The organism is Hymenobacter ruber, from assembly GCF_054783255.1.
Window position 1 is genome coordinate 84,157 of sequence record NZ_BAAGQX010000001.1, and the last position, 21,507, is coordinate 105,663.

Annotated in this window: 25 protein-coding genes; 6 read left to right on the plus strand and 19 right to left on the minus strand. The window is 61.3% G+C overall.

Annotated elements, in window-relative coordinates; translation table 11 throughout:
- Positions 1 to 14 precede the first annotated feature (14 nt).
- The 5 genes from ACYVM5_RS00440 to ACYVM5_RS00460 all read right to left on the minus strand — a co-directional run bounded on the left by ACYVM5_RS00440 (position 15) and on the right by ACYVM5_RS00460 (position 2,487).
- Positions 15 to 509 (minus strand): GNAT family N-acetyltransferase, encoded by a 495-nt coding sequence (locus ACYVM5_RS00440; RefSeq protein ID WP_460616213.1) that lies wholly within the window; start codon positions 507 to 509, stop codon positions 15 to 17.
- 12 nt (positions 510 to 521) lie between these two features.
- The gene (locus ACYVM5_RS00445; protein WP_460616214.1) at positions 522 to 1,295 is read right to left on the minus strand and encodes a metallophosphoesterase family protein; all 774 of its coding nucleotides are present in this window, start codon (positions 1,293 to 1,295) and stop codon (positions 522 to 524) included.
- Between the two features lie 72 nt (positions 1,296 to 1,367).
- Positions 1,368 to 1,832 (minus strand): DUF6428 family protein, encoded by a 465-nt coding sequence (locus ACYVM5_RS00450; RefSeq protein ID WP_460616215.1) that lies wholly within the window; start codon positions 1,830 to 1,832, stop codon positions 1,368 to 1,370.
- A gap of 41 nt (positions 1,833 to 1,873) precedes the next feature.
- On the minus strand, positions 1,874 to 2,224 hold the full coding sequence (locus ACYVM5_RS00455) for an ArsR/SmtB family transcription factor (RefSeq protein WP_196288698.1): 351 nt from the start codon (positions 2,222 to 2,224) through the stop codon (positions 1,874 to 1,876).
- The gene (locus tag ACYVM5_RS00460; RefSeq protein WP_460616216.1) at positions 2,224 to 2,487 is read right to left on the minus strand and encodes a hypothetical protein; all 264 of its coding nucleotides are present in this window, start codon (positions 2,485 to 2,487) and stop codon (positions 2,224 to 2,226) included. Before ACYVM5_RS00460 ends, ACYVM5_RS00455 begins: the two co-directional genes overlap by 1 nt.
- A 591-nt stretch (positions 2,488 to 3,078) precedes the next feature.
- Between ACYVM5_RS00460 and ACYVM5_RS00465 the strand changes: the two genes are divergently transcribed.
- The 6 genes from ACYVM5_RS00465 to ACYVM5_RS00490 all read left to right on the plus strand — a co-directional run bounded on the left by ACYVM5_RS00465 (position 3,079) and on the right by ACYVM5_RS00490 (position 8,292).
- On the plus strand, positions 3,079 to 4,713 hold the full coding sequence (locus ACYVM5_RS00465) for a DUF4942 domain-containing protein (protein ID WP_460616217.1): 1,635 nt from the start codon (positions 3,079 to 3,081) through the stop codon (positions 4,711 to 4,713).
- Positions 4,714 to 4,822: 109 nt separating this feature from the next.
- Positions 4,823 to 5,101: a hypothetical protein gene (locus ACYVM5_RS00470; RefSeq protein ID WP_460616218.1), complete on the plus strand. Its 279-nt coding sequence runs from the start codon at positions 4,823 to 4,825 to the stop codon at positions 5,099 to 5,101.
- 63 nt (positions 5,102 to 5,164) lie between these two features.
- Positions 5,165 to 5,464, plus strand: coding sequence for an antitoxin VbhA family protein (locus tag ACYVM5_RS00475; protein ID WP_460616219.1), 300 nt, complete (start codon positions 5,165 to 5,167; stop codon positions 5,462 to 5,464).
- Positions 5,465 to 5,550: 86 nt separating this feature from the next.
- Positions 5,551 to 6,642 carry a Fic/DOC family protein gene (locus ACYVM5_RS00480; RefSeq protein WP_460616220.1) on the plus strand — a complete coding sequence of 364 codons (1,092 nt, stop codon included), beginning with the start codon at positions 5,551 to 5,553 and terminating at the stop codon, positions 6,640 to 6,642.
- A 562-nt stretch (positions 6,643 to 7,204) separates the two neighbouring features.
- Positions 7,205 to 7,555, plus strand: coding sequence for a DUF6922 domain-containing protein (locus ACYVM5_RS00485; protein ID WP_196288691.1), 351 nt, complete (start codon positions 7,205 to 7,207; stop codon positions 7,553 to 7,555).
- 8 nt (positions 7,556 to 7,563) lie between these two features.
- Entirely contained in the window at positions 7,564 to 8,292 is a 729-nt protein-coding gene (locus tag ACYVM5_RS00490; protein WP_460616221.1) for a nucleotidyl transferase AbiEii/AbiGii toxin family protein, read from the plus strand.
- A gap of 13 nt (positions 8,293 to 8,305) precedes the next feature.
- Here the strand turns inward: ACYVM5_RS00490 and ACYVM5_RS00495 are convergent, their stop codons facing one another.
- The 14 genes from ACYVM5_RS00495 to ACYVM5_RS00560 form a co-directional block, all read right to left on the minus strand.
- A complete protein-coding gene (locus ACYVM5_RS00495) occupies positions 8,306 to 8,497 on the minus strand; it encodes a hypothetical protein (protein ID WP_460616222.1) in 192 nt (63 codons plus the stop codon).
- Positions 8,498 to 8,590: 93 nt separating this feature from the next.
- A complete protein-coding gene (gene traN / locus ACYVM5_RS00500; protein WP_460616223.1) occupies positions 8,591 to 9,454 on the minus strand; it encodes a conjugative transposon protein TraN in 864 nt (287 codons plus the stop codon).
- A 12-nt stretch (positions 9,455 to 9,466) separates the two neighbouring features.
- Positions 9,467 to 10,687 (minus strand): conjugative transposon protein TraM, encoded by a 1,221-nt coding sequence (traM, locus tag ACYVM5_RS00505; RefSeq protein ID WP_460616224.1) that lies wholly within the window; start codon positions 10,685 to 10,687, stop codon positions 9,467 to 9,469.
- Between the two features lie 12 nt (positions 10,688 to 10,699).
- A complete protein-coding gene (traK, locus tag ACYVM5_RS00510) occupies positions 10,700 to 11,314 on the minus strand; it encodes a conjugative transposon protein TraK (protein ID WP_460616225.1) in 615 nt (204 codons plus the stop codon).
- Between the two features lie 39 nt (positions 11,315 to 11,353).
- A complete protein-coding gene (gene traJ, locus ACYVM5_RS00515) occupies positions 11,354 to 12,496 on the minus strand; it encodes a conjugative transposon protein TraJ (RefSeq protein ID WP_460616226.1) in 1,143 nt (380 codons plus the stop codon).
- A gap of 40 nt (positions 12,497 to 12,536) precedes the next feature.
- Positions 12,537 to 13,187, minus strand: a complete 651-nt coding sequence (locus tag ACYVM5_RS00520; RefSeq protein ID WP_460616227.1) for a hypothetical protein — start codon at positions 13,185 to 13,187, stop codon at positions 12,537 to 12,539.
- Between the two features lie 14 nt (positions 13,188 to 13,201).
- On the minus strand, positions 13,202 to 13,849 hold the full coding sequence (locus tag ACYVM5_RS00525; RefSeq protein WP_198070539.1) for a hypothetical protein: 648 nt from the start codon (positions 13,847 to 13,849) through the stop codon (positions 13,202 to 13,204).
- A 30-nt stretch (positions 13,850 to 13,879) separates the two neighbouring features.
- Positions 13,880 to 14,410, minus strand: a complete 531-nt coding sequence (locus ACYVM5_RS00530) for a hypothetical protein (RefSeq protein WP_460616228.1) — start codon at positions 14,408 to 14,410, stop codon at positions 13,880 to 13,882.
- Positions 14,411 to 14,473: 63 nt separating this feature from the next.
- Positions 14,474 to 16,960, minus strand: coding sequence for a TraG family conjugative transposon ATPase (locus ACYVM5_RS00535; protein WP_460616229.1), 2,487 nt, complete (start codon positions 16,958 to 16,960; stop codon positions 14,474 to 14,476).
- Between the two features lie 27 nt (positions 16,961 to 16,987).
- The gene (locus ACYVM5_RS00540) at positions 16,988 to 17,320 is read right to left on the minus strand and encodes a DUF4133 domain-containing protein (protein ID WP_460616230.1); all 333 of its coding nucleotides are present in this window, start codon (positions 17,318 to 17,320) and stop codon (positions 16,988 to 16,990) included.
- A 9-nt stretch (positions 17,321 to 17,329) separates the two neighbouring features.
- The gene (locus ACYVM5_RS00545; protein WP_305013227.1) at positions 17,330 to 17,647 is read right to left on the minus strand and encodes a DUF4134 domain-containing protein; all 318 of its coding nucleotides are present in this window, start codon (positions 17,645 to 17,647) and stop codon (positions 17,330 to 17,332) included.
- A gap of 50 nt (positions 17,648 to 17,697) precedes the next feature.
- A complete protein-coding gene (locus tag ACYVM5_RS00550) occupies positions 17,698 to 18,477 on the minus strand; it encodes a hypothetical protein (protein ID WP_460616231.1) in 780 nt (259 codons plus the stop codon).
- 271 nt (positions 18,478 to 18,748) lie between these two features.
- Positions 18,749 to 19,513 (minus strand): LytTR family transcriptional regulator DNA-binding domain-containing protein, encoded by a 765-nt coding sequence (locus ACYVM5_RS00555; protein WP_460616232.1) that lies wholly within the window; start codon positions 19,511 to 19,513, stop codon positions 18,749 to 18,751.
- Positions 19,514 to 19,545: 32 nt separating this feature from the next.
- Positions 19,546 to 21,375: a sensor histidine kinase gene (locus ACYVM5_RS00560; protein WP_460616274.1), complete on the minus strand. Its 1,830-nt coding sequence runs from the start codon at positions 21,373 to 21,375 to the stop codon at positions 19,546 to 19,548.
- Positions 21,376 to 21,507 lie beyond the last annotated feature (132 nt).

Consider the following 21,507-nt stretch of genomic DNA (forward strand, 5'->3'; position numbering starts at 1 on the left):
AGTAAGCAGTTGAGTTAAGCGACGCCGACCAAAGGGCTGCGCCGCTCCATTTGCACCGTGTTGCGCCACACGCCGTGGTGCTGGCCAATCCGTTCGCGGTGGCCGATGACGCGAAAGCCGGCCCGCGTGTGCAGGCCGATGCTGGCCGCATTTTCCTCGAAGGTGCCGGCCTGCAGCGTCCAGATGCCGTGGGCTTCCGAGTCCGCAATCAGGGCCTGCAGCAGCTGCCGGCCCACGCCCTGGCCCCGCGCCTCGGCCCCGATGTAGATGCTGATTTCGGCCACGCCGCCGTACACGCAGCGGCTCGACACGGGCGAGAGCGCCGCCCAGCCCCGCACTGCGCCGGCCTCATCGACGGCCACCAGGCGGCTGTGCGCCAGGTGCACCCGGTCCCAGGCGTCCCATTCGGGGGCCTGCGTTTCAAAGGTGGCGTTGCCGGTGGCAATGCCGGCTTCGTAGATGGACTTTACTGCCGGCCAATGGGCTTCGCTGAGTGGTTCAATGGTCATGATTAACTCCGATTAATAAGCCTTGCGCAGCATATCGGCGTACTCATTGGGCAGCAGCGAGGCTTCCACCGCCTGCGCGGCTTTCTCCACGTTGTATTCCACCCGCACCAGTTCCGAGCGCACGCTGCCTGGGTCGGTGAGCCTCGTGTTTTCGTCGAGGTGCAGCAGCTGGTAGGCGGCGCGCGGGTCGCCGTCTTTGGGCTTGCCCACCGAGCCGATGTTGAGCGCGTGGCGGTAGCGGGTTTCGCCTTCCACCTCGTAGGCAAACGTGCGGTGGTAGGGCTTGTGGGTGTGGCCGAAGAGCATGATGTCGGCGTTGGCTTCGGCCAGCACGCGCACGAAGCTGGCTTCGGGCCGGTCCTCAAACAGGTATTCGTTGATTTTGCGGGGCGAGCCGTGCACCATCAGCAGGTTCAGGGTGCAGGGCTCCTCCTGAAACTCCAGGCGCATATGCTTGGGCAGCAAGCGCAGGTAGCGCCGCTCGGCATCGCCCACGATGTGGTTGGTGTAGGCGATGCTTTGGGCACCCAAGTCCTTTTCGGTGTCGGTTTTGTAGGCGCAGCCGCAGTTGCTGCTGGCCAGCCCGATACCCTGGTCGTAGTTGCCGGCCAGGGTGGGGATGCCGCGTCGGCGTACCTCGTTCACCACTTCGTTGGGCCAGGGCGCATAGCCCACCAAATCACCCAGGCAGAAAATCATGTCGGGCCGGCGTTGCTCCATGTCGGCCAGCACCGCTTCCAGGGCCGGCAGGTTGCCGTGCACGTCGGAGAAAAAAGCAATTGTCATCGAAATCGGAAGAAATGAACGAGGGGAAAAGTCAACCGGCGCGACCTAGGAGGGCCGCGCCGGCTGGGCTTTTTAGCAGCACCCGCCGCCCGGGGTGCAGCCGCCGGCCGTTAGCAGCTGGGGCAGCGCAAACGACTGGGCATCCGGAATGCCGCAGGCATCCTGGGCCAGGCAGGCTGTCTGCTTGGACGTGAGCACGAAATCGGTGCCGTCGAAGGCCAGGCCGAACTTGCCGATGGTGGCCTGCTGGTACTCCACTTCAATGTCCAAATCCTCGCTACCCAGAATCTTTTCCGACAGGTTGAGGATGTGCAGGAATTTCTGGGGGGCTAGCCGGTGGTCGTAGTCGCCGGCCTCCCAGAGCTGGAAGTTGGCCACCGTCTCGTGGCGCTCCACGCCGCCGCAATCGATGAAATGCTTGCTGACCAAGCCCACTTCCGTGACGTGGAAGTGCGCGGGCAGGTACTCGCCCGTGGGTAGGCGGAAATTGATGGCTTCCACTTCAGCCAGGGACTTCTTGATTTCAGAGATTTTCATGGCGGTTCGTTGTTAAAAAGAGGATGAAAAGTTGAGTGGGCCTAGCAGGCGCAGGCATCGTCCGGGCCGCAGACCGCGCCGCTAGTAGCCTCGATGAAAAAGGCGGTGAACTGCTGGTGCACCTTGTGCAGCAGCTCGGTATTGAGGCAGTAGCACACCGTCAGCCCATCAATCTCGCCGCGAATCAGGTCCAGCGCCTTCAACTCCTGCAGGTGCTGCGACACGGTGGTGCGTGAAAGGGGCAGCTCGGCGGCAATGTCGCCGGATATGCAGGTTTGCTTGCTGGCCAGAAACTGGATGATGGCCACCCGGGCCGGGTGGGCCAGGGCTTTGGCCACGCGAGATAGGTACTGTTGCTCTTCGGTGAAGGCGGCGGTTTTGGCGTAAGTCATTAGGCGGAAGCAGGAAGTGCGGAAGGGACAGCTGGCGCGGCGACCGTGGCGGCCAGCAATTGAGTGAGCAGGGTTTCGGCCCGCTGGTAGGCCCGCTCTTCGGCGGCCTGCAGGCGTTCCTCGCCGCCGCCGCCCGGCAGGCCGTTGTAGCCGCCCTGGGTCTGGAGCCGGAGGCCTTCCAGCACCAGGCATTCGGTGCGCAACACCCGTTCGAGCACCACGCGCAACAGGGGATGAGTTAGGTTATCCGCGTTGGAAGACATAGGAATCAGAAGCAAAGCCGGAAGTATGTCGTAAATATACGACATGATATGACGTAAGTTTGCGACATAGCTTAAATTTTTCCCCGAATGGCCGAATACAGGCTGTTTTAAGGGATTATGGGAGGGCGAGCCCGTGGGGCCAGGCTATGCAGGGGTTCGCTGCGCTGCCGTGCTGCGCACCGCTCCCGCTGGTCGCGCCCTTTCTATCCTTCTCGCAAAACCCCGCCGCGCCGGCCCGGCCCAGGCAGCGGCGCTTACTCGGGAGCGGGGCCGGCTCTCCTCTGCTCCCGCTGGTCGCGGCGGAATGCCGGCCCCGCTCCCGGTGCGCTTTGCAGCCCCGGCCGGGCCTCCCCCCTTTCATTGGCTGATGGCCGAACCGGCAAGGGCCAGTACCGCCAGCGGCGTGCTGGGGCCGGCGTACCGCCGGCAGTTTTTATAAGGAACAAGGGGGAAGAAGGAGTTGGCGCAGTCAAAACGTTAAGTTGATTTTAGCTAAATATTGTTGTCTTTTTAGCAACAAAAAAGGCTAAAAATGCGTTTAATAGGATAAGCAAGTGGTTGTTCACTATCACTTTAGCTCTGTTAAGCGCCATGCTCAATCCTGAATTCTTTCCTACCCCGGCCGCCGTTATTCAGCGTATGCTCGACCCGTTTTTCAACTCCGCTCCTACCGGCGACGAAGAGCCGGGCAGCGACCGGTACCGCCGCTACAACCCGGCCGCGGCAGCCCTGCGTAAGCTGACCATCCTGGAGCCCAGCGCCGGCAGTGGGGCCATCGTGGACGAGTTGACGGCCTGGCTGGACCGGGAGGACTACCACAGCCGCAGCGGCAAGCAAAACGTGTACTGCTGCGAGGCCGACCCCGAGCTGCGCGCCGTGCTGCACGACAAGGGCTATAAGGTCATTGCCAACGATTTTCTGAACTACCGGGGAGACCATTTTTTCGACCTCATTATCATGAACCCGCCCTTCTCGAACGGTGACCGGCATTTGCTCAAGGCCTGGGACGTGGTAGCCGCCGGCGGCGACGTGGTGTGCCTGCTCAACACCGAAACGCTGGCCAATCCCTACTCCGAAACCCGGCAACTGCTGGCCCGCCTCATCGAGGACCACGGCACGAGCGAGGCTCTGGGGGCCGTGTTTGCCGAGGCCGAGCGGCCCACCAACGTAGCAGTTAGCCTGGTCCGGCTGCACAAGCCCGCCAAAGCCGACCGCCTCACCTTCGAGTTTAGCAGCCGGGGCCGCCGGGGGCCGGAGCTGGATGAAAATCTGTTTGCCAATGCTGTGGCCACCCGCGACGTTATCGGCAACATGGCCGCCGAGTACGAAGGTCTGAAGGCGCAGTACGCCGCCTATCTGCAGGCCCGCGAGGGGATGAAGTTCTACGCCAAAAGCCTGCTGCGCAGTGAATACCAGGACGTGCTGAAACTGGCCGAGGCCAGCTTAGAGCGCGGCAGCCTGCGCACGAGCTACAACAACTTTGCCGACGAGATGAACCAGCAAATCTGGGGGCTGGTGCTCGACAAGGTGAACATTCAGAAGCTGATGACGGCCGACGTGCGCCGCAACTTCGCGGCCTTCAGCAAGGCCCAGGGCTACCAGGAATTTACCCACGAGGCCGTGGCCGAGCTGGTGGCGCTGGTGCTCGACAACCGCGAAACCATTATGGAGCAGGCCGTGGAATCGGTGTTCGACACCTTCACCAAGTACCACAAGGAAAACCGCCTGCACGTCGAGGGCTGGGTCACCAACTCGCAGTGGAAGGTAAACCGCAAGGTGATTCTGCCCTACGCGGTGGAGGAAAGCTACTCGGGCAAAGGCTTTCGGGTAAACTGGAGCCGCCGCGACGACTACGCCGACATCGACCGGGTGATGTGCTACCTGACGGGCGAGAACTACGATACCTGCGTGGGCATCGATACGGCCCTTGACCGCTACGGCAACCAGAATTCCAATCCCAATGGCGTTTGGACGGTCTACAGCCGGTTCTTTGAAATCCGGGCCTTCAAGAAAGGCACCGTTCACCTGATTTTCCGCGAGGAATTTCTCTGGCAGGAATTCAACCTGCGGGCCTGCGCCGGCAAGCAGTGGCTGCCCGGCCCCGAAATGGCCGCCTACCGCGCCCGCCAAGCCAAAGCGGCCACCGCCAAGACGCACCCCCTGGTGCCCGAGGCGGAGCAGTTGGCCGCGCCCGGCACCCAAATGCAGCTGCAGCTTGCGGCCTGAGCACCGTTGCCAGCGGGCGGGTTGCCGTCCGCTGGTACGCGCTGGGGGCAGTGGCGCATTATCCTGCTGTTGCTTCTCCCGTAAGGCCGGGAAGCGTTATACTGCTTGCATGAAAACCCCATCCCCTGTCTCGGCTCCGCTAGGTTCTACCCCGCCGGATGGCCAGCAGTTCAGCCACCTGCTGCGGCACGGCCGCTTCACCTTCACCGAGCGCGAGCTACAGGAACACCTGCAGATGACTTACCGCACTATCAAGCAGCGCGAAGCCGACTCCTCCGGCCTGACCGTGGCCGAGGCGCTCCGGGTAGCCGAGCTGCTAGCCGTGCCCGTGCAAGTGGTGTTAGATGCGGCCCTGGCCGATGCGCAGGCGGCTGGGGCGAAGCAGTAGGGCGGTTTGGCACATTTTTGCCTAACTTTCGTTTGCCGTAGTAGACCACTCAGGCAAAACAACATGGATACCCTCGTAAAATTCGGCCCCAAGGAAGCAACCCGCGAGCAGCGCCAGGCGCTGTCGGACCGGGTGGCCGCGCTGAATGCGACTCAGGACCGCAAACTGAGCCCCTTTGCCGAGCAGCTGAGCCAGCGCTACATCAACGGGGAGTTGAGCCTGGCCGAGGTAAACGCGCAGCTTGATGCGCACTACCAGGCCCAGACCCAGACGCCGGTTCCCACGCGGGGAGCCGATGGCATTCTGGCAGTGGCGCCCCGGCCGGCACCCACCGTGGCCAAGACCCGCTCTTTATCACACTAGCCCTTCGCTTCTTACCTATTCGCTAACGCCCTGCCGGTTGGTGGGGTGTTTTGCTTGCTTACCCAGTTCCCGCGCGGCTTTTTCCTATGACTGACGGTTTTACCGACCCCCACACCGGTGTCCTGATTAACAAGCTCAACATTGCCGATGAGGACAAGCTGGCCGAGGTCGAAGGCAACCGCTTCCACTTCCGCCTGCTGGAGGTGCTGGCCGGCCACGTGGAAGTGGAGCCCCACAATGCCCAGGGCCTGCAGGCCCTACATCGCCACCTTTTTCAGGACGTGTACCTGTGGGCCGGCGAAACGCGTGCCTGGGGCGAATTCCAGGCTACCAAGTCAACTTCGGCCGACAAGGACGGCCCCGGCCTGTACACCATGTACTTTGGCAGCTACCAGCAACTGCCCGCGCACTTGGATGCCATCGGGGAACAGCTGGCCGCTGAGCGCTTTTTGAAAGGGCTGGACAAAGACCAGTTCGTGGCGCGGGCCGCTTACTATTTCGACCAGTACAACTATGCCCACGCCTTCCGGGAGGGCAATGGCCGGACCCTGGGCGCAGCTTTTCAAGTGCTGGCAGAGAATGCTGGCTACGACGTGAACCTCGTCGCGCAGTCGCACCCCAAGCAATACAACCAAGCCCGGGACTACGCTATTTTACGGCCTACCGGGAACCCGGAAACGGATTTGCAGCCGTTACGCGCCTTCTTTGGCCAGATTACCACGCCCCTCCCGGAGCTGGTGTTAGCCCCTGCTGCGCCCGTGGCAGTGTCTGATTTTCTGCAGCGCGTGGATGCCATGCGCGAGGTACAGCAGAGCCAGGAACCTATCTGGCGGGCGCTGCTTGGGGGCCGTCACACCGCAGTAGCTCGGCATATTATGCAGGGCACCCGCGGCGTGGTGCACCACGACGCGCAGCAGCCGGCGCGGCTGGCCATCCTGAAAACCGGGGCCGAGCTGCTGGAGCAAATGCCCGCCAAGATGGAAGATGCCCGGCTGCGCCAGCGGGTGGTGCGCCTGCTAAAGGCATTGCCCCTGGTTACGGTGGTGCTGCTGGTGGTCGGGCCGCCGTCACAAGCCGCGCCATCCACCGGCCCGGAGTTGCTGAAAGGGTCGGTAGGAATGAAGGACGGGCTGTTGGAAATAGCAAATAAGCTCAAGCGTCAAGGGCCGAAGTTTTGAGTTCGAAAGCAAGTTGATTTAGCGCCGTCTAGGCCGCTGATGAGAGCATTTATGCGTATCTTGTATAGGTGGTAAAGGCACTCTATTTCTCCGAAAACGAGCAAACCAGACAGCAGCGTCGCGAGGTGGTGAAATTTGCAGTTGGCGTGTCAATGAGCCAAAATCGACCGCCCTCGGCGCTCTTAGTGGGGCTGCAGAACCAATACATTGCCGGGCGTATTGACTTGGAGCAGTTGTCGGCCGCGCTCGACGCAGAGTACCAGCCAACTCCTAGCGCTGACTCCTTAGCCAAGTATGCGCCGGGAGAAGGCCCGCCAGTGGAGTCGGCTCATCAGTACGAACCATATCTGCACTTTGATGAATCGAGCGTAGGCCCTCACCTGCCGTAATGGTAGCTTTACTAAACCCGGCTGATTTAGCGCAACTATAGGCCCTGAAAAGGTGTTTAAATAGACTAGGGCTTTGTATTGCCTTTCTCCCTCTGGTTCCCACTCCAGCTTTGGGGAATATGCTTTCCAGTCACACGAAAGGCTACTAGCCACGGCTCACATATCCTGTACTCATGGAAAAGCTCACTCCTTCTACTACGGTTGCAACGCCCGAGCCGCAGGTTGTACCGGCCCCATTAGCCGAGCACCTGCCCACGCTACTGTGGGACGTAGACCCCGACACCATCGACCCGCAGGCCATGGCGCGTACCATCGTGCAGCGCGTCATTCAGCGCGGGAGCAAAGAAGACTGGGCTGCCATGCTGGAGTACTACGGCCGGCCCCGTGTGCAGGAAATCGTTGAAACGGTACCCTATATGTCGGATGCCGCCATTGCGGCCGTGTGCCAGTTCTTCCACATCGAAAAGGAAACCCTTAGATGCTACCAGCGCAAGCAGTCGATACCGCAAACCTTCAACTCCTAGCGCAACTCATGCAGGAGCCCTTGCTGAAGCCGTTCGTCCTGGTAGGGGGAACGGCTTTGGCGTTACATCTGGGCCACCGCCGCAGCCGCGACCTCGACCTTTTTTCGGACGGCCCCACGCCGATTGACGGAGAAATTAAGGACCTGCTGATAAGCAAATATGAGATGCGGGCCGACGGCGCGCTCCAACGAATGCGAGCCCAGGAGCCGGAATGGGACAAAGCCGCCATTCAGGGTGTCATCGGCCAAGTGAAAACCGATGTGGTGAATTATGGCTTCCCGCTGTTACGACCGCCCGTGCTCTATCCCGACTCCAACATTCGCTTGGCCTCGCTCGAAGACTTGAGCGCCATGAAGCTGGCCGGTGTGGTGATGAGCGGCGAAAGGCTCCGGGATTTTGTGGACGTGGCCGCGCTGAGTGAAAAGCTCACCCTGAACCAGATGCGCCAGGCCTACGAGGGCCGCTTCAATACTTCCTCCTCCGAAGTGCCCCGCGCCCTGGCCTTCCACGGCGACATCGACTTCAATATGAAACCCGAAATGCAGGGCTACCGCTGGCCCGCCATTGCCAAGCGTCTTGAGCAGATGCAACGCAGTCCCGACCGATTGTTTCCACCTATTGTAGAGCAGCGGCTGGTGATGCCGGTGCTGGGGCCAATGGCGGAGGAAAATGCCAAAGATTTACTGCCCGAACAGCAAAAAGCCCCCGAGCCGAAGCGCCGGGGGCCGAAGTTATAGTCGTCAGAAATGCCTAAAAAGGCTTGTACCGCTCGTAGGGATTGTACGGATTGCGGCTGGGCGGCGTGACCTTGCTGGAAAGACCCCAGAACTTGCTCAGGCCGAAAAGCACCAAGCCCCAGGTAGCTGCGGTGCTGCCCCAACTGGGAGCCCAGGACGAATACAGAAAGGCGATAATCGCCGCGAAAATCAGGAAGCTACGCATACCAACACGGGTTAAATCTTCACGCTTACTAGCCAGGCAACGCAGTACGGGCACCTTTCGTTGCTTTTGACCGGCCGTGGAACCTGATGATGCCTATTTGAATGTCCGGGCTTTGAGCAGGTCGGCGTTGGTAAGCTTGAGCTTAACGTTGCGCCCGCCGCCCTTCTCATACACCTCGATGATGAGCTGCTTTTGCTCGGGGATGGTGAATTTCTTGAAGATGTAGACCTGTTCGAGCTGGCCTTTGGCATCAATCTTTTTCAGCCCCCCATTGAAGACGTAAATGGGCGTGATTTCCAGGGCCTGCTCGGCCGTGCGCTTGGCCACCTGCTTGTCCTGAATGTAAAATTTGACGAAGTCCACGTCGTAAGTCACATTCGATTTGTTGGCAACGTGCAGCGGAAAAAACAGGGTTTCCTGCTTGTAGCCCACGTTGCCGGCGCGCACGCTGAGTTGGTTGGCACTCTCGCTGGCCGAGGTGCCACCCGCCGCCAGCGCCTGCCGGGAGTAGGCATCCAGATTGCCCTGCGGGATGGGCGAGTTTGATAAAATGGCTTCGCCCTGTGCCGAAGAGGCCGACCCGGCAGCACCGAGGTCGAGGCTGAGCACCTTGGGGTCGTGCTGGTAGTTCACCACGAAGGAATAGAGCTTGCCATCGGAGGTGAGCACCGTCATGTTCGATTCCGGAAAGCCGGCCGAAGCCGCTTTTACCCGCACGATGTTTTCCGCGCCGGTGGCCTTGGCCGCAATCAGGCCCGAGCTGCCCAGGTCGACGTAGGTGACCGGAAAGGGAAATACCAAGTGGGTCGTTTTCTGGTCGCTGATGTAGAGCGGGTAAGTCGGCAGCTTGTTGGCTTCCGAGTATTGCAGCATTCGGGCGGCCGAGGTTTGGGCCTGCACCGGTGCAGCCGCCAGGCCGAATAAAAGGACGCTGGTAGCAAATAGGGTGGTTTTCATGGGAAGGAGTCGTTAGTCTTTGTCTACTTTGAGCATCACGTTGTAACCCGCCTTCAAGCGGACTTTGACCAGGCGGATTTTCTTCTGGCCAATGCCCTTCACGGCACTCACGGCCACGCCAGCCGCGGCCATGGCCGGGTCGGCGCTCATCGTCATCATGTCGGCCGCACCAAGTCCTTCGGCGCCCGCCTGTTTGGCGGCATCGCGGGTGATTGCACCGGGAATGTGCAGCCCTTCCAGCCCGTCCACGTCGTACACTTCCAGCGCCGCCGGAAACACGCTGTTGCCTGATTTGAGCGTTTCAATGGCGATGCTGAGCCGCTCGCCAGCCAGGCTACACTTGCCGTAGATGAAGGTGTTGGCCGGCAGCGAGTGGCCGTTGATGACGGCCGATTCGGTGAGGCGCATTTTCACCAGCGAGCCGCTGACCACTTCCTGCGATTCGTGGATGACGGCCGGCAGGGTGTTGCCATCACCGGCCGTGCCGGTTTCGGCATCAAACCCTTGGAACGAGGCCGTGCGCTTGCGCCCCGGCCCATTGGAGCCCAAGCGTGATACCACGGCGTCATCATCGATAGCGCGTAGTCTGGTTGTGGGCTTCTTCTTTTTAGGAGTTATGGCCACCGCCCGAGGTGCCGCCCCTCCCCCACCGGCGTTGTTGGATTGGGCCAGCAGTGCCGCCATTTGCAGCTGGGCTTTCTGCTCGGCTAGGTCGCGTTCGTGCTGGCTGCGCATCAGCTCCATTTGTTCCTGCGGGGTTAAGGCACCGGGGGCTGTCGTGGCGGGCGCTACGGTGCCAGGCGCTACGCCGCCGTTCATCTGGGCCTGCTGCGCGGCGATTAGCTGCTGCTGAGCTTCAACCACTGACTTGTCGACGGAGCCATTAGGGCCCGCTTTGCCATCGGCCCCCACCGCGTAGGAAAGACCGGAGCCCGAGGTAGTATCGAGGCGGGCATCGACCAAACCCCGGTTGCGCAGGGTATCGACCGGGCTGGCATAGGCTTCGAGCTTGCTGCTGGTGATGGTGCCCTTCTCGGCTTTGGGCAGGTTGGTATTGAAGCCGGTTTCGGTATTCTGCGCGGCCGCCGGCATGCCCTGGCCGCCCCCGCCCAGGTAGAACATCACGGCCAGAAAGGGCACGCCTACCACCGGCAGGAAGGTAGCCATCTTGCGGGTGCGAAGAAATTGCGCGTCGTGCGGCGCGTCGTGCGGCGCGTTGGTTGCCGTTGCCATAAATGGGGAGGATTAGCGGGGAAGCGTATTCAGGTCTTCATTCTTGAGCACCCGCCAGTTCTCCATCAGGAAGCCGTGGGGGTTGTTTTCCGAGCGGGTCACATCGCGCAGCGAGCATTCGGAGAGGAAGTTGCGGGTGGTAACCGAGGTGGCCCGGATGACGCGCTGGTGCCCGTAGCACCGCGCCACCATCGGTCGCGAGTTGGTTACTACTACGCTATCCACCGTCATCTCCAGGCTGATGTTGGCGGCAATCAGGTCGTTATAGAAGCCCTTCTCCTTGAAGTTCTCGTACTGCCGTTTGGCCGAGTTGTCAGCCAGGTATAGGGCCTTATTGACGTTACTGTCAATGGCTTTCTGGTCGGGGTCGAGGGTGAAGAACAACTCATGGAAGCGCGTGACGTGGCTGCGCGCCTCAACCGGCCGGTTAGCCCGCGCATCCCGTGCCCCTGCCGTGAGCAGCTGCCCACCTTCCAGTACGTAGATGCGATTGGCCGCGGCGTTGGTGGTTTGGAAGGCGAAGTAGGCGATGGTGCCGGCCAGCACCAGCACGGCCACAATGAAAAGCAGCGCCAGGGTTTTGACCTGCTGAAAAGCCGAATCAATGGTTTTGAGGGAAGCAAACATGGGAAAAGGAAATAGTGGGAAATCACCGCGCGACCAGGGTTAGCCCCGCAGGCGGTTGACGAAGCTGGCCGCCCGCTCGCGCACGGCTGTGCCGGCGCGGTGGCCTGCGGCCTCACTCCGCGTCATATTGCTCGAGGCACCATTGCCGGCTAACGCCTGCCCGGCCCCAACCGCCGCTCCCAGGCCTGAAGCGGCGCCGGATACGCCCGCTGCGCCCGCCCGGCCCGCTGAACCCGCTGCCGCGCCGGCCATGGCCGCCCCACCACTCATAGCCGATTGCATGGCTCGGGCGGCCATGCCTGCCCCGGAGGCCGCAATCATCATGTCGGTGATGAAAGGAATAATCAGGTAGCCTGTGATGGCAATGCACAGAAAGACGAGGTAGCCGAAGTCGGCTGAGTCCACGCCCTGGTTAGAGGTCAGGCGCGTGATATCACCCTGTAGCATCATTATCTGAAACTGGCCCATGATGGCCCCGAAAATGTTGGCCACGGGCACCCACAGGCTAATGGTGATGAATTGCCCCAGCCATTTGGGAATGGAATTGCCAAAGCCCGGGAAGATGGCCAACCCAAAAGTGAGCGGCCCCAGCACCGACAGCACAATGAGCAGGAACGTGGCCAGCACGTTGATGAGCAGCCGTGCTGCCACGTGGAACAGCTCCAGCGTGTTCTTCATCCACTCCCGGAAGTTCTGGTTCACGTCGTACTTCAGCTTGTCGAACGAGAGCGACAGCTGCTGGCCCATATTCATCATGCCCAGTTCGTCGAGTCGCTTCTCGTAGGCCTCGTCGGTGGCGAAGTACTTGTTTTCGGGTCGGGCGGCCAGTAAAGCCTTTTTCTGGTCCTGTAAAGCAGTAATCTGAGTGGTCTGGTCTACCCGCACCGAGTCCGTGCTCGACGCCAGCGCGCCGGTGATGCCGCGCAGGCCACCGAGCAACTGCGGAAACAGCAGGATGGACAAGCCAATCAGAAACGGGCGCAGCAGCGGGTACAGGTCGATAGGCTCGGCGCGGGCAATGTGGCCCCACACCCGGGAGCTGATGAAAATGAGTGCCCCTACCCCGCCCACGGCCCGGCCCAGGGTGACGAATTGCGCCACCAGGGGCAACATGGAATCATAAAGCCGGCTGAGCATCTGCTCCATTTCGAGCATTTGCGCGGTGATGGAATTCATTTCCATAGTCGGGTGGGTTAGAGGCTAGTGGATGAAAGCGAAAGGACTACTGCTTGGCACCCACGAGGGTGAGCACGGATGCCCGGTCCTGAATGGCCTGCTGCTGGGAGAGGGCCACGGCGCGGCATTTATTGGTGTAGTAGGTCATCAGGTATTGCTGCTGCTGCATCTTGTCGCCAATCTTGTTGATGAACTTGATGCGCTGAGGGTCTGTCATTTCCGCCCGGTTCGTGGTCATTATGGTGGCCAGCTCGCCAATCAGGGCCACGTTTTCCTGCAGCAGCACCTGGTACACCTGTGCCGCTTCGGTTACCTGATTTGGGGAGAGGCCGCGCCCGCGCAGGTCGGCCACACCCGAGCTGAACTGCGAAATCATCGAGGCCTGCGCGGCGTAGATTTCCCGCACCCGGCGGTAGTTGCGCACCCCCGCGCTTATCTGTAGCAAACTGCTGTACCACTGTGCGTGCAGGGCCTGCGTCTGGTCCACGATGCCCTTAATCTTGCCGCTTACCACCTGCATGTCGCCGGCCAGGGCCTTACCCCGGCCCAGCAGCGTGGTCGAAACGCCTTGGTGCACAATCTGCTTGCGCGAGCTGGATTCAGCGATGGGAGCGGAAATAACGGCCGGAGCTTGGGCAAAGCCCTGCTGTGCGCTCAGCCCCAGGGCAAGCAGCAACATGGTGGTGAATGCTTTCATCGGGAGAGGAAGGGTTAGTGCGCGCCCATGAGGCTGAGCAGCGCCTGGTGGTCCTGTTCGACCTGCTGGGCGGTCTTGAGCACCATCATGTTGCGCCGGGTGAAGTAGTTGACCAGGCCTAACTGGTCGGTGATTTTCGCGTCGAGCGTATCGATGAACTCCATCCGCTCCGCGTCTGTCATCTTGAGCATGGATGGGCTGGTAATGGTGGCCAGGTCGGACACCGTGTTGGCTCCTTCGGCCAGCATCTTCGTGTAGATGGATACCATCTCCGTCAGCTGGGCCGGCGTGATGTAGCGCGAGGTGCGCAACACATTGATGGCCGAGGAGTAGGTCGATATAATCTGGGTTTGCTTGGCGTAAATGGCCCGCACCCGGCGGTAATCCCGCACTGCGCTGCTCACTTTCAGCAGCCCGTCGTACCAGGCCTTGTGCTGCTCCATGTTCTTGAGCGAATAGGTCTTGGTCAGCTCCTGCTCTTTCACGCCCAGGGCTACCAGCTTGTTGGCCGCCGCTTCCAGCCCCTTCATGGTGTTTTGCAGGCCGGTTTGTACGCCGCTTTGCACTTCCAGTACCGGGGCCGTCACTACCAGCTGGGCCGACGCTTTCGAGGCGCTGAAGCCCAACAGCGCCAGGCTGAGGATGCCAATCTTCGTTTTCATAGGGAAAGCAAGTAGGTGAAAAAGGCAGCCCTACAGAGTTCGCGTATAGGGGTGTTCCAAATACATCATGTGCCGCTCAGCCGCGAAGCGCACCCGACCGATGCTAGAATCCACGCTCTGCAGCGTCGGCAGGGCTTGGGTGGCCGTCACGTTGGGCTCCTGGGTGAGCGGCAGCAGCATTTTCATGGCTTCTTCGCACTGCGGCGTAAAACCATTCCAAGTGGCCACATCTTCGGGCTTCACGCGCTTCATGCCCCGCGAGCGAACCACTGTGCGCAGCACGTAGCGGTAGCGTTTCCAGACGTTGGCCACCACCGGATGCTCCTTTACTGCAGCGTTCAGGTCGCTAGCCTCCCAGGTGTTCACCGCCTGCGCGAAAGCCTGGGCGGCGGTGATGTCAGCTTTTTCGGCTTTGGGAGCCGACGCTAGGCTATCGGCAAACGCCACGGCGGCCACGGCCACGGGTGAGGTGGAAACGGTTGGAGGAGCTGTTTCGACAGCTCTATTGTCCATCGCCGTCGTAGCCTTGTCGGAGCCGCAGCCAATTAGCAAAGTGGCCAAGCCTAGTATTGGAAGCGTGATTTTCGTTTTCATGATTTTTCCCTTTGGTTGAAATCAGCCGCCCTAGCCTTCGCGCAGCTCATTGGCGAACAGCTTGATGGCCGTAGGCATATCCCCCGTCTGCTTAAGCTTCTCGAACAGCCGCACTTTCTCGGTTTCCTCGGTGGTATAGGTCACGTATTCTTCCTTCGACACCTCGATGGCGTACACTTTCGACACGACCCCGCCTAAACTGATAAAAACCTCCGTGTAGCGCCCCCGCGTGGCCTTGTTGTCGCGGTTGATGCTCAGCACCAAGTCCTTTTCCTTGGGCGTGAGCGAGAGCAGCGCCTGAATCTCATCGAAGCGGTTGATGAACTTGCGCTGGTCGAGCAGAATCTTGCAGTCCGAGTTGTTGATAATGGCGTCCTTGACAATCTCGTTGCCGATGATGTCGTCGATTTCCTGCGTCACCACGATGGCCTCCCCGAAAAACTTGCGCACCGTCTTAAAGAGATACTTGATGTAGGCGGCCATGCCGGGCGTGGTTAGCGCCTTCCAGGCCTCTTCAATCAGAATCATCTTCCGCACCCCCTTGAGCTTGCGCATCTTGGAGATAAAGGTTTCCATGATGATGAGCGTGACCACCGGAAACAGAATAGGATGGTCCTTGATGTTGTCCAGCTCGAACACGATAAAGGGCGCCTGCACGAGGTCCAGCTCCTTTTCCGAGTTCAGCAGGTAGTCGTACTCCCCGCCCCGGTAGTAGGGCTTGAGCACGTAGATGAAATTGTTGATGTCGAAATCCTTCTCCCGGACCTTTTCCTCCTCCAGAATCTTGCGATAAGGTCCTTTAACAAACTCGTAGAACGTGTTGAAGCTCGGCTTGATAAGCTCATTTGCTTCCAGCATCACGTAATACAAACTCACGGCCGTGGAGAGCGACACGTATTCCGACTGGCTCACGCTTTCGTCGTCCTTTTTCCAGAGCGCCTGCAGCAGCGTTTTGATGGATTCCTTCTTCTCGACGTCCAGCTTGCCCGAAATCAGGAAGGGGTTGAAGGCAATCGGTTCGTCCTCCTCGTAGGTGAAGTACACCCCACCCACCAGCTCGCAGAGCCCTTTGTAGGAGTTGCCGGTGTCCACGAGCAGCACGTGGGCACCCTGCTCGTAGTACTGGCGCACCATGTGGTTGGTGAAAAACGACTTGCCCGAGCCCGAGGGGCCGAGCACGAACTTGTTGCGGTTGAAGATGATTTGCTTCTTCATCGGCTCGTCCGAAATGTCCACCAGCACCGGCTTGCCGGTGAGCCGGTCCGAAAGCTTGATGCCCTTGGTGGCCCCGGTGCTGCGGTAGTTGGTTTCGCAGGCCCAGAAGCAAACGGCCTGCTCGATGAAAGTGTAGAAGGTTTCCTCGCTGGGAAAGTCGCCCGCGTTGCCCGGGATGCCGCCCCAGTAGAGCGCGGCGATGTCCACCGTGTTCTGCCGGGGCTTGCAGTTCATGGCGTTGAAGGCGGCGTTGACCAGCTTGCGCACTTCGGTCAGCTCCTCCTCGTGCCGGCCCCAGGTGAGCACGTTGCAGTGCACCCGCACCGGCCGGCGCTTGTGGGCAATCAGCTCATTCAGGAAAGCGTTGTAGTACTCGAAGTTGATGGCGTTCTGCCGCGAGTAAAGCGAGAGTGAGTTGAGCCGGTCCTTCTTCTGCTCGAAAGTTTTCACCGTTTTGGTGGTGTTATCCAGGAACACGTACTGGTTCAGGATGTGGTTGGCGCCCAGCAGCAGCCCCAGCGGGGCGGCAAACGAAATGGGGAAGTCCGAGTACTCGGTGCTGTATTGCTCGTAGCGAATGTCGGTTTCCACCGAGGTGGGCAAGTCATCGAGGTTGGCCACCGAGAACATCTGGCAGAACTCCGCCCCTACTTTCAGCCCTTCAGTCAGGTCCAGGTCCACCTGCAGGGCCTGGTCGGACAAATCCAGCGCCAGGTACTTTTCCAGCAGCCCGGCTTTTTCGGCGGTGCCGGCCAGCTCATCCGAGGTGAGCCGGTGCGAGCGGATGTAGGGCGCGTTGGTCGGCCCCACCCCTTCCAACGTGCGCACGAACTGGCCCACGTTGTCGAAAAAGCTCTCCAGCACCTTGGTGTCGAGCATGTCCTTGGGCACGATGTTGCGCCGGGCCAGCAGCCCCGAGGTGCTGCCCCAGTTGGGCCGCTCCGACGAGGTTTTGGTGATGTAGAGGTAGCAGAAGTGGTTGAGGAAGGGCCGCTCGTTGAAGTGGCGCTCGTAGGCCGAGGAGAGCAGCGTGCGCTCGGCCTCGAAGCCGGGGGCATACTTATCCTCCACGTACCAGTCCTGCTTGTGCACCACGCAGTGGTCGGGCAGCAGGCGCACGGCCTTCACGAAGGCAGCCTGCAGCTGGGCGTAATCCTCCCGCGAGAGGGTGAAGATTTCCGGCAAATCCAGCCGGAACGCCACGGTCACGTCCGCATTCTTCGAGATGAGGCAATCCTTCTCCACCTTGTAGATGGGCTGCTTGGATTCGAGGGAAACGGAGGGCAGAACCTTATTGCTCATAAGCGGAGAAAGCACCCAAACCAGCCGCTAGCCGCGGCTGGTCGGGTCCTCGTTGAGGCGTTGGAATAAGCGGCTGTGCCGGTTGGTGATGTATTTGGGCGACGAGCGGCGGGCGGCGGCCTTCATCAGCCCGTGCTCGCCGTAGCGGCGGTTCAGGGCGAAGACCCCGGCCCACATGCTGCCCCCGGCCAGGAAGGTGACCAGCACGGTGAGCACCAGCGGTATGCCCACTAAATAGCAGGTCACGAATAAGGCGAACACCAGCCCGATGCCGGCGGCCAGAAAGTAGATGTTGCTGCCCACCAGGCCCTTGAATTCGACGGGCTTGTTGATGCCGCGATTGAGGTCGTAGATGGGCATAGCGGTGGCTTAGAGGAAGAACGAGCGCACCACCGTGGCCACGATAACCAGGAAAATCATCGAGCCAAACCACGACACGGCCGTTTTCTGAGTGTCCTGGTCGCCGGCGTTCCACTTGCCGTAGACCTTGATGGCCCCCACCAGGCCCAGCACCGCCCCGATGGCATACATGAGCTTGGTGAGCGGGTCGAAGTAGCTGGTGACCTGGGTGGTGGCATCCTGAATGCCGGCCGTGCCGTTGCCGCCCCCGGTCTGGGCGTAAAGCAGTTGTGAGCTGAACAGCAGGACCACGAGGGCCAGTGAGGTAACGAAAGGTTTCTTAGTCATGGCAAGGAAAAAGGAATCGGGAATCAATGATTAGGAAGAAAAAAGCCGCGCTACTCATCGTCGGGGCCGAAGAGGTCATCCAGCTCGGCGTGGTTGAGGGCCATCTGCTGGGCCATTTGTTCGGCCAGGGTGGTGCCGGCCAACTCCATTGGCGGCGCGGGCTGCTGGCCGGCTTGCAGCAGGGTCAGGTATTCGGCGACTGAAGCAGCGGCCACCAAGCGGGGCGGGTCCACGGGGGCGATGTCCAGCCGCGAAGCCACCGGCTCCTCGAAGCTGGCCAGCGGCTCGTAGCCCTCCGCTACCAGGGGCAGCTGCACGGTTTCGGGCTCCAGAACCCCGTCAGCTGCCGTATCCGCCGCTGCGGCTTCCGGGGGTAGGCTGTGGGCTTCGCGCCGGACTAGAGCGGCCAGGTGCTCATCGGCCTGGTCAGCTTCTTCGGTGCGGTTTTCATCCTGCATCTGCGCCTCATCGCCCGCGGCGGCCGTCGCCTCCATCGGGGCGGTATCGCCGGTGCTTTCGTCGTGGCCAGTGGCCGTGCCAGTGGAGTCAGGCAGTGCACCGCTGACTAGCGGTTCGGCCGCGGCCGGCAGGTTCTGGTCCGCGCCGGCTTCCGGACGTTCCGCGTCATCGGCTTCTTTCCGGGCTTCGGTGGCCGGTTGCGTGGCTTTGACAAAGGCCGAGGTGGGACGCACCAGTGAGGGCGGAGCCGCCGCGCTGCCGCCTGCGCCGGCGAGCTGGGCACCGGCCATCTTTTTGCCCGGCGTCAGCAGGGTTGTGAGCTCCACCCGGTAGTAGAGCAGGCCCACCACCAGGTAGTAGATAAGAACCACAACCAAAACGAAAAGGCCAAACTGGCCCCAGGAATAGGCGCTGAGCATCGCGGGGAAATAGCGTGGCACCCCAGGCCGACCGGCCCGGGCGTGAACTTGCCAAACCGTGATTTGACGCTACAAACCTATCCGGGCTATAAACCGCTTGGGTAGAAAGTTGACGAATGGTTAGAATTCGATGGTGAGGTGCAGCCCCGACACACGAACGGCACGCAGCTCCGGGGGCAAAACCGGGCTGCGTGCCGTTGAAATGGCCATTGGTGGTGGGAGGCTACCCCACCAGGTGGATGCGGTTTTTCAACTCGTCCTTGCACGAGCGGCTCACCGGCACGTACTCCTTGCCCAGCAGCACGCTGCTTTCCTCGTAGGCCTGCACGTGGTCCAGGTTCACGATGTGGGAGCGGTGGGTTTTGAAAAACTGGTCGGGCAGCTTCTGCTCCAGCTCCTTCATCGTGGAGTCAAACACGAAGCTTTCCCGCACGGTGTGCATGCGCACGTAGTTCTGCAGGGCCTCGAAGTAGAGAATGTCGGCGAGCAGCACCTTGACGTGGCCGGAGCCTTTGCGCACAAACAGGTAGTCCTTGAATTTGGGGCAGCGCTCGGCCGGCCCCAGCACCTCCGTGCCGCCGGCATTGGCGGTGTCCAGAACCGGGCCGGTGGGGCCGGCCTGGTAGGCATTGTAAAGTGCCAGCTCGACCTGTACCCGCAGCGAATCATCCGTGAAGGGCTTGACCAGGTAGCCGTAGGGCTGGGCCAGCTTGGCGCGGTTCAGGGTGTCGGCGTCGGAGCGGGCCGTGAGAAACACCACCGGCACGGCAAACTGCCGACGAATGAGCAGGGCGGCGGCGATGCCGTCGCAGTCGCCGGCAATGTTGATGTCCATCAGCACCAGTTCCACGGGCTGGGTGGCCAGCACGCGCAGGGCCTCATCGCTGTTGTCGACGGGTTCGAGTGGAGTGTGTCCGAGGCGAACCAGCGTGCGTTCTATCTCAGCGGCAATAAGCAATTCATCTTCAACTATGAGAATGGTAGACATAGGGTGGGATAAGGGCTACACCGGGAGCCTCGTCATTCACGAGTAACCTCCAGATGCGTGCCCGTGGGAAAGGAACGGGTCACCACCAGCTTCGCTTTCAGCTGTTTGGTGAGCGTGCGGACCAGCTGCATACCCAGGGAGTGGGCTTTGACCGGGGCGTCCCCGGCCGGCATTCCGCCCCCGTCATCGACAACGGTGAGCTGAAAGCCACCGGGACGACTGGCGAAGGAAACGTGCAGGTGGCCCTCGGGAAGGCCCCGAAAAGCGTGCTTGTACGCATTGGTCACCAATTCGTTCACCACCAGGCCCAGCGTGCTGGCCTCTTTGGGGCTCATGATTACCGGGGCCAAGTCCGTACTCAGCTGGATGGTTTGCTCGGGCGTAGTAAGCGCCGTTTTCAGAGAATCAAGCAGTTCGCGCAGGTACTGGTCCATGCGTACTTCGGCCAGATTATCGGCTTGATATAAGAATTCATGGACTAAAGCCATGCTCTGAATTCTTACCCGGCTGGCATCCAGCGCGGCCACCAACGCGGGCTCGGGCAGGGTGGTCGCCTGCCAGCCCAGCAGCCCGCTCACCAACTGCAGGTTGTTTTTCACGCGGTGGTGAATTTCCTGCAGCAGCACTTCCTTTTCGGCCACGGCCCGGCAGTTGGCCTGATTGGCCACGGCCAGCAGGGCCTTCTGCCGCCGCAGCCGCCAGTACAGCCAGCTACCCACCCCGATGGTCGTCGTCAGCCCGCCCAGCAGCAGCCACAATGAGTGCAGCTGCGCCCGCTGGCTGCGCTGCTCAAACTCGGCGGCCCGCTTCTGTTCCGTCAGCAACTTCACGTCGTAGCGCACCTGCAGCCCGGCCAGGGCCTGCGCCTTGTCGCCGTTGAACAGGGAGTCGCGCAGGTCCTGCGCCCGGTTATCGAGGTCGAAGGAGCGGCGCATCCGGCCCTGGTCGGCGTGCGCCCAGGCTAGGTTGGCCAGCGCGTCGGCCTCGTAGTCGGGCATCTTCAACTCGCGGGCCAGGGAGAGGGCCAGCTCCGCCATGCGCTGCGAAACGGCCGGCTGCCCCTGCAACCGGTACACGCGGGCCAGCGCCAGCGCCGAGCTGGCTATCTGGGGCCGAAACCCATGGCGCTGCATGATGCGCAGGGCCCGGTTCATGTTGGTGGCCGCTGAATCCAGCGTGGCCCTGGTCTGGGGCTGAATCATGGCGTACACCTCGCCCCGGAACTGGTACACGTAGCCCAGGCCCCGGGCATCCCTGGCGCGCTGCATGTAGGGCAGCGCCCGGGTCGCGTAGTGCAGCACCGAGTCGTAGCGCTGCATCACCAGAAAGGTGTTGGCCAGGTTGAGCAGTAGCCCGCCCCGCTCGCGGGGTGGCACGTTTCCCGTAGTGCCTTGCTGCTGGTAAGCCTGCCGCATGTACTTCAGGCCGGCCGCGATGTCCTTGGTATCGACCGAAACCAGCCCCATGCACTGGGTGAAGCGCCATTCGTCAGGGAGTTGGTGCACCCTGGCCACGCCGGCACCCTCCTGGCTGTATTGCATGGCGGCCACGTAGTCGGCGGCCCGCTCACAGTTCACCACCAGCTGGTACAAACCATCGGCCACACCTGGCCAGTCCCGCCGGTGGCGGGCCAGCTGCACGGCCTGCTCCCCTACCCGGCGGGCCTCCCGCTCATCCTGCGCAAACAGGGCGTCGCTCAAGGCGCGCAGCGTCTGAAACCGGACCGAGTCCGGCAGCTGTGGCCGCCTGGCCACTTCGCGCAGCGAGTCAACGGTGGCACTGTCCCCGGGCGAGGCAAGGCTGTTTTCGGCCGGCAAACAGGTTGCGCGGGCTACCGTACCGGCCCACAGCAGGGCCAGCACGGTCAAACGCTTACCGCCCGCCACGTCGATACGACTCTCCTTGGGGGCTGAGAATGATAGTACTGCTGGTACGCATTGCTGGTAGAAAATAGGGCCCCTCCCCTACCCTGCCCAGGTGGGCCGGCAGCGGAG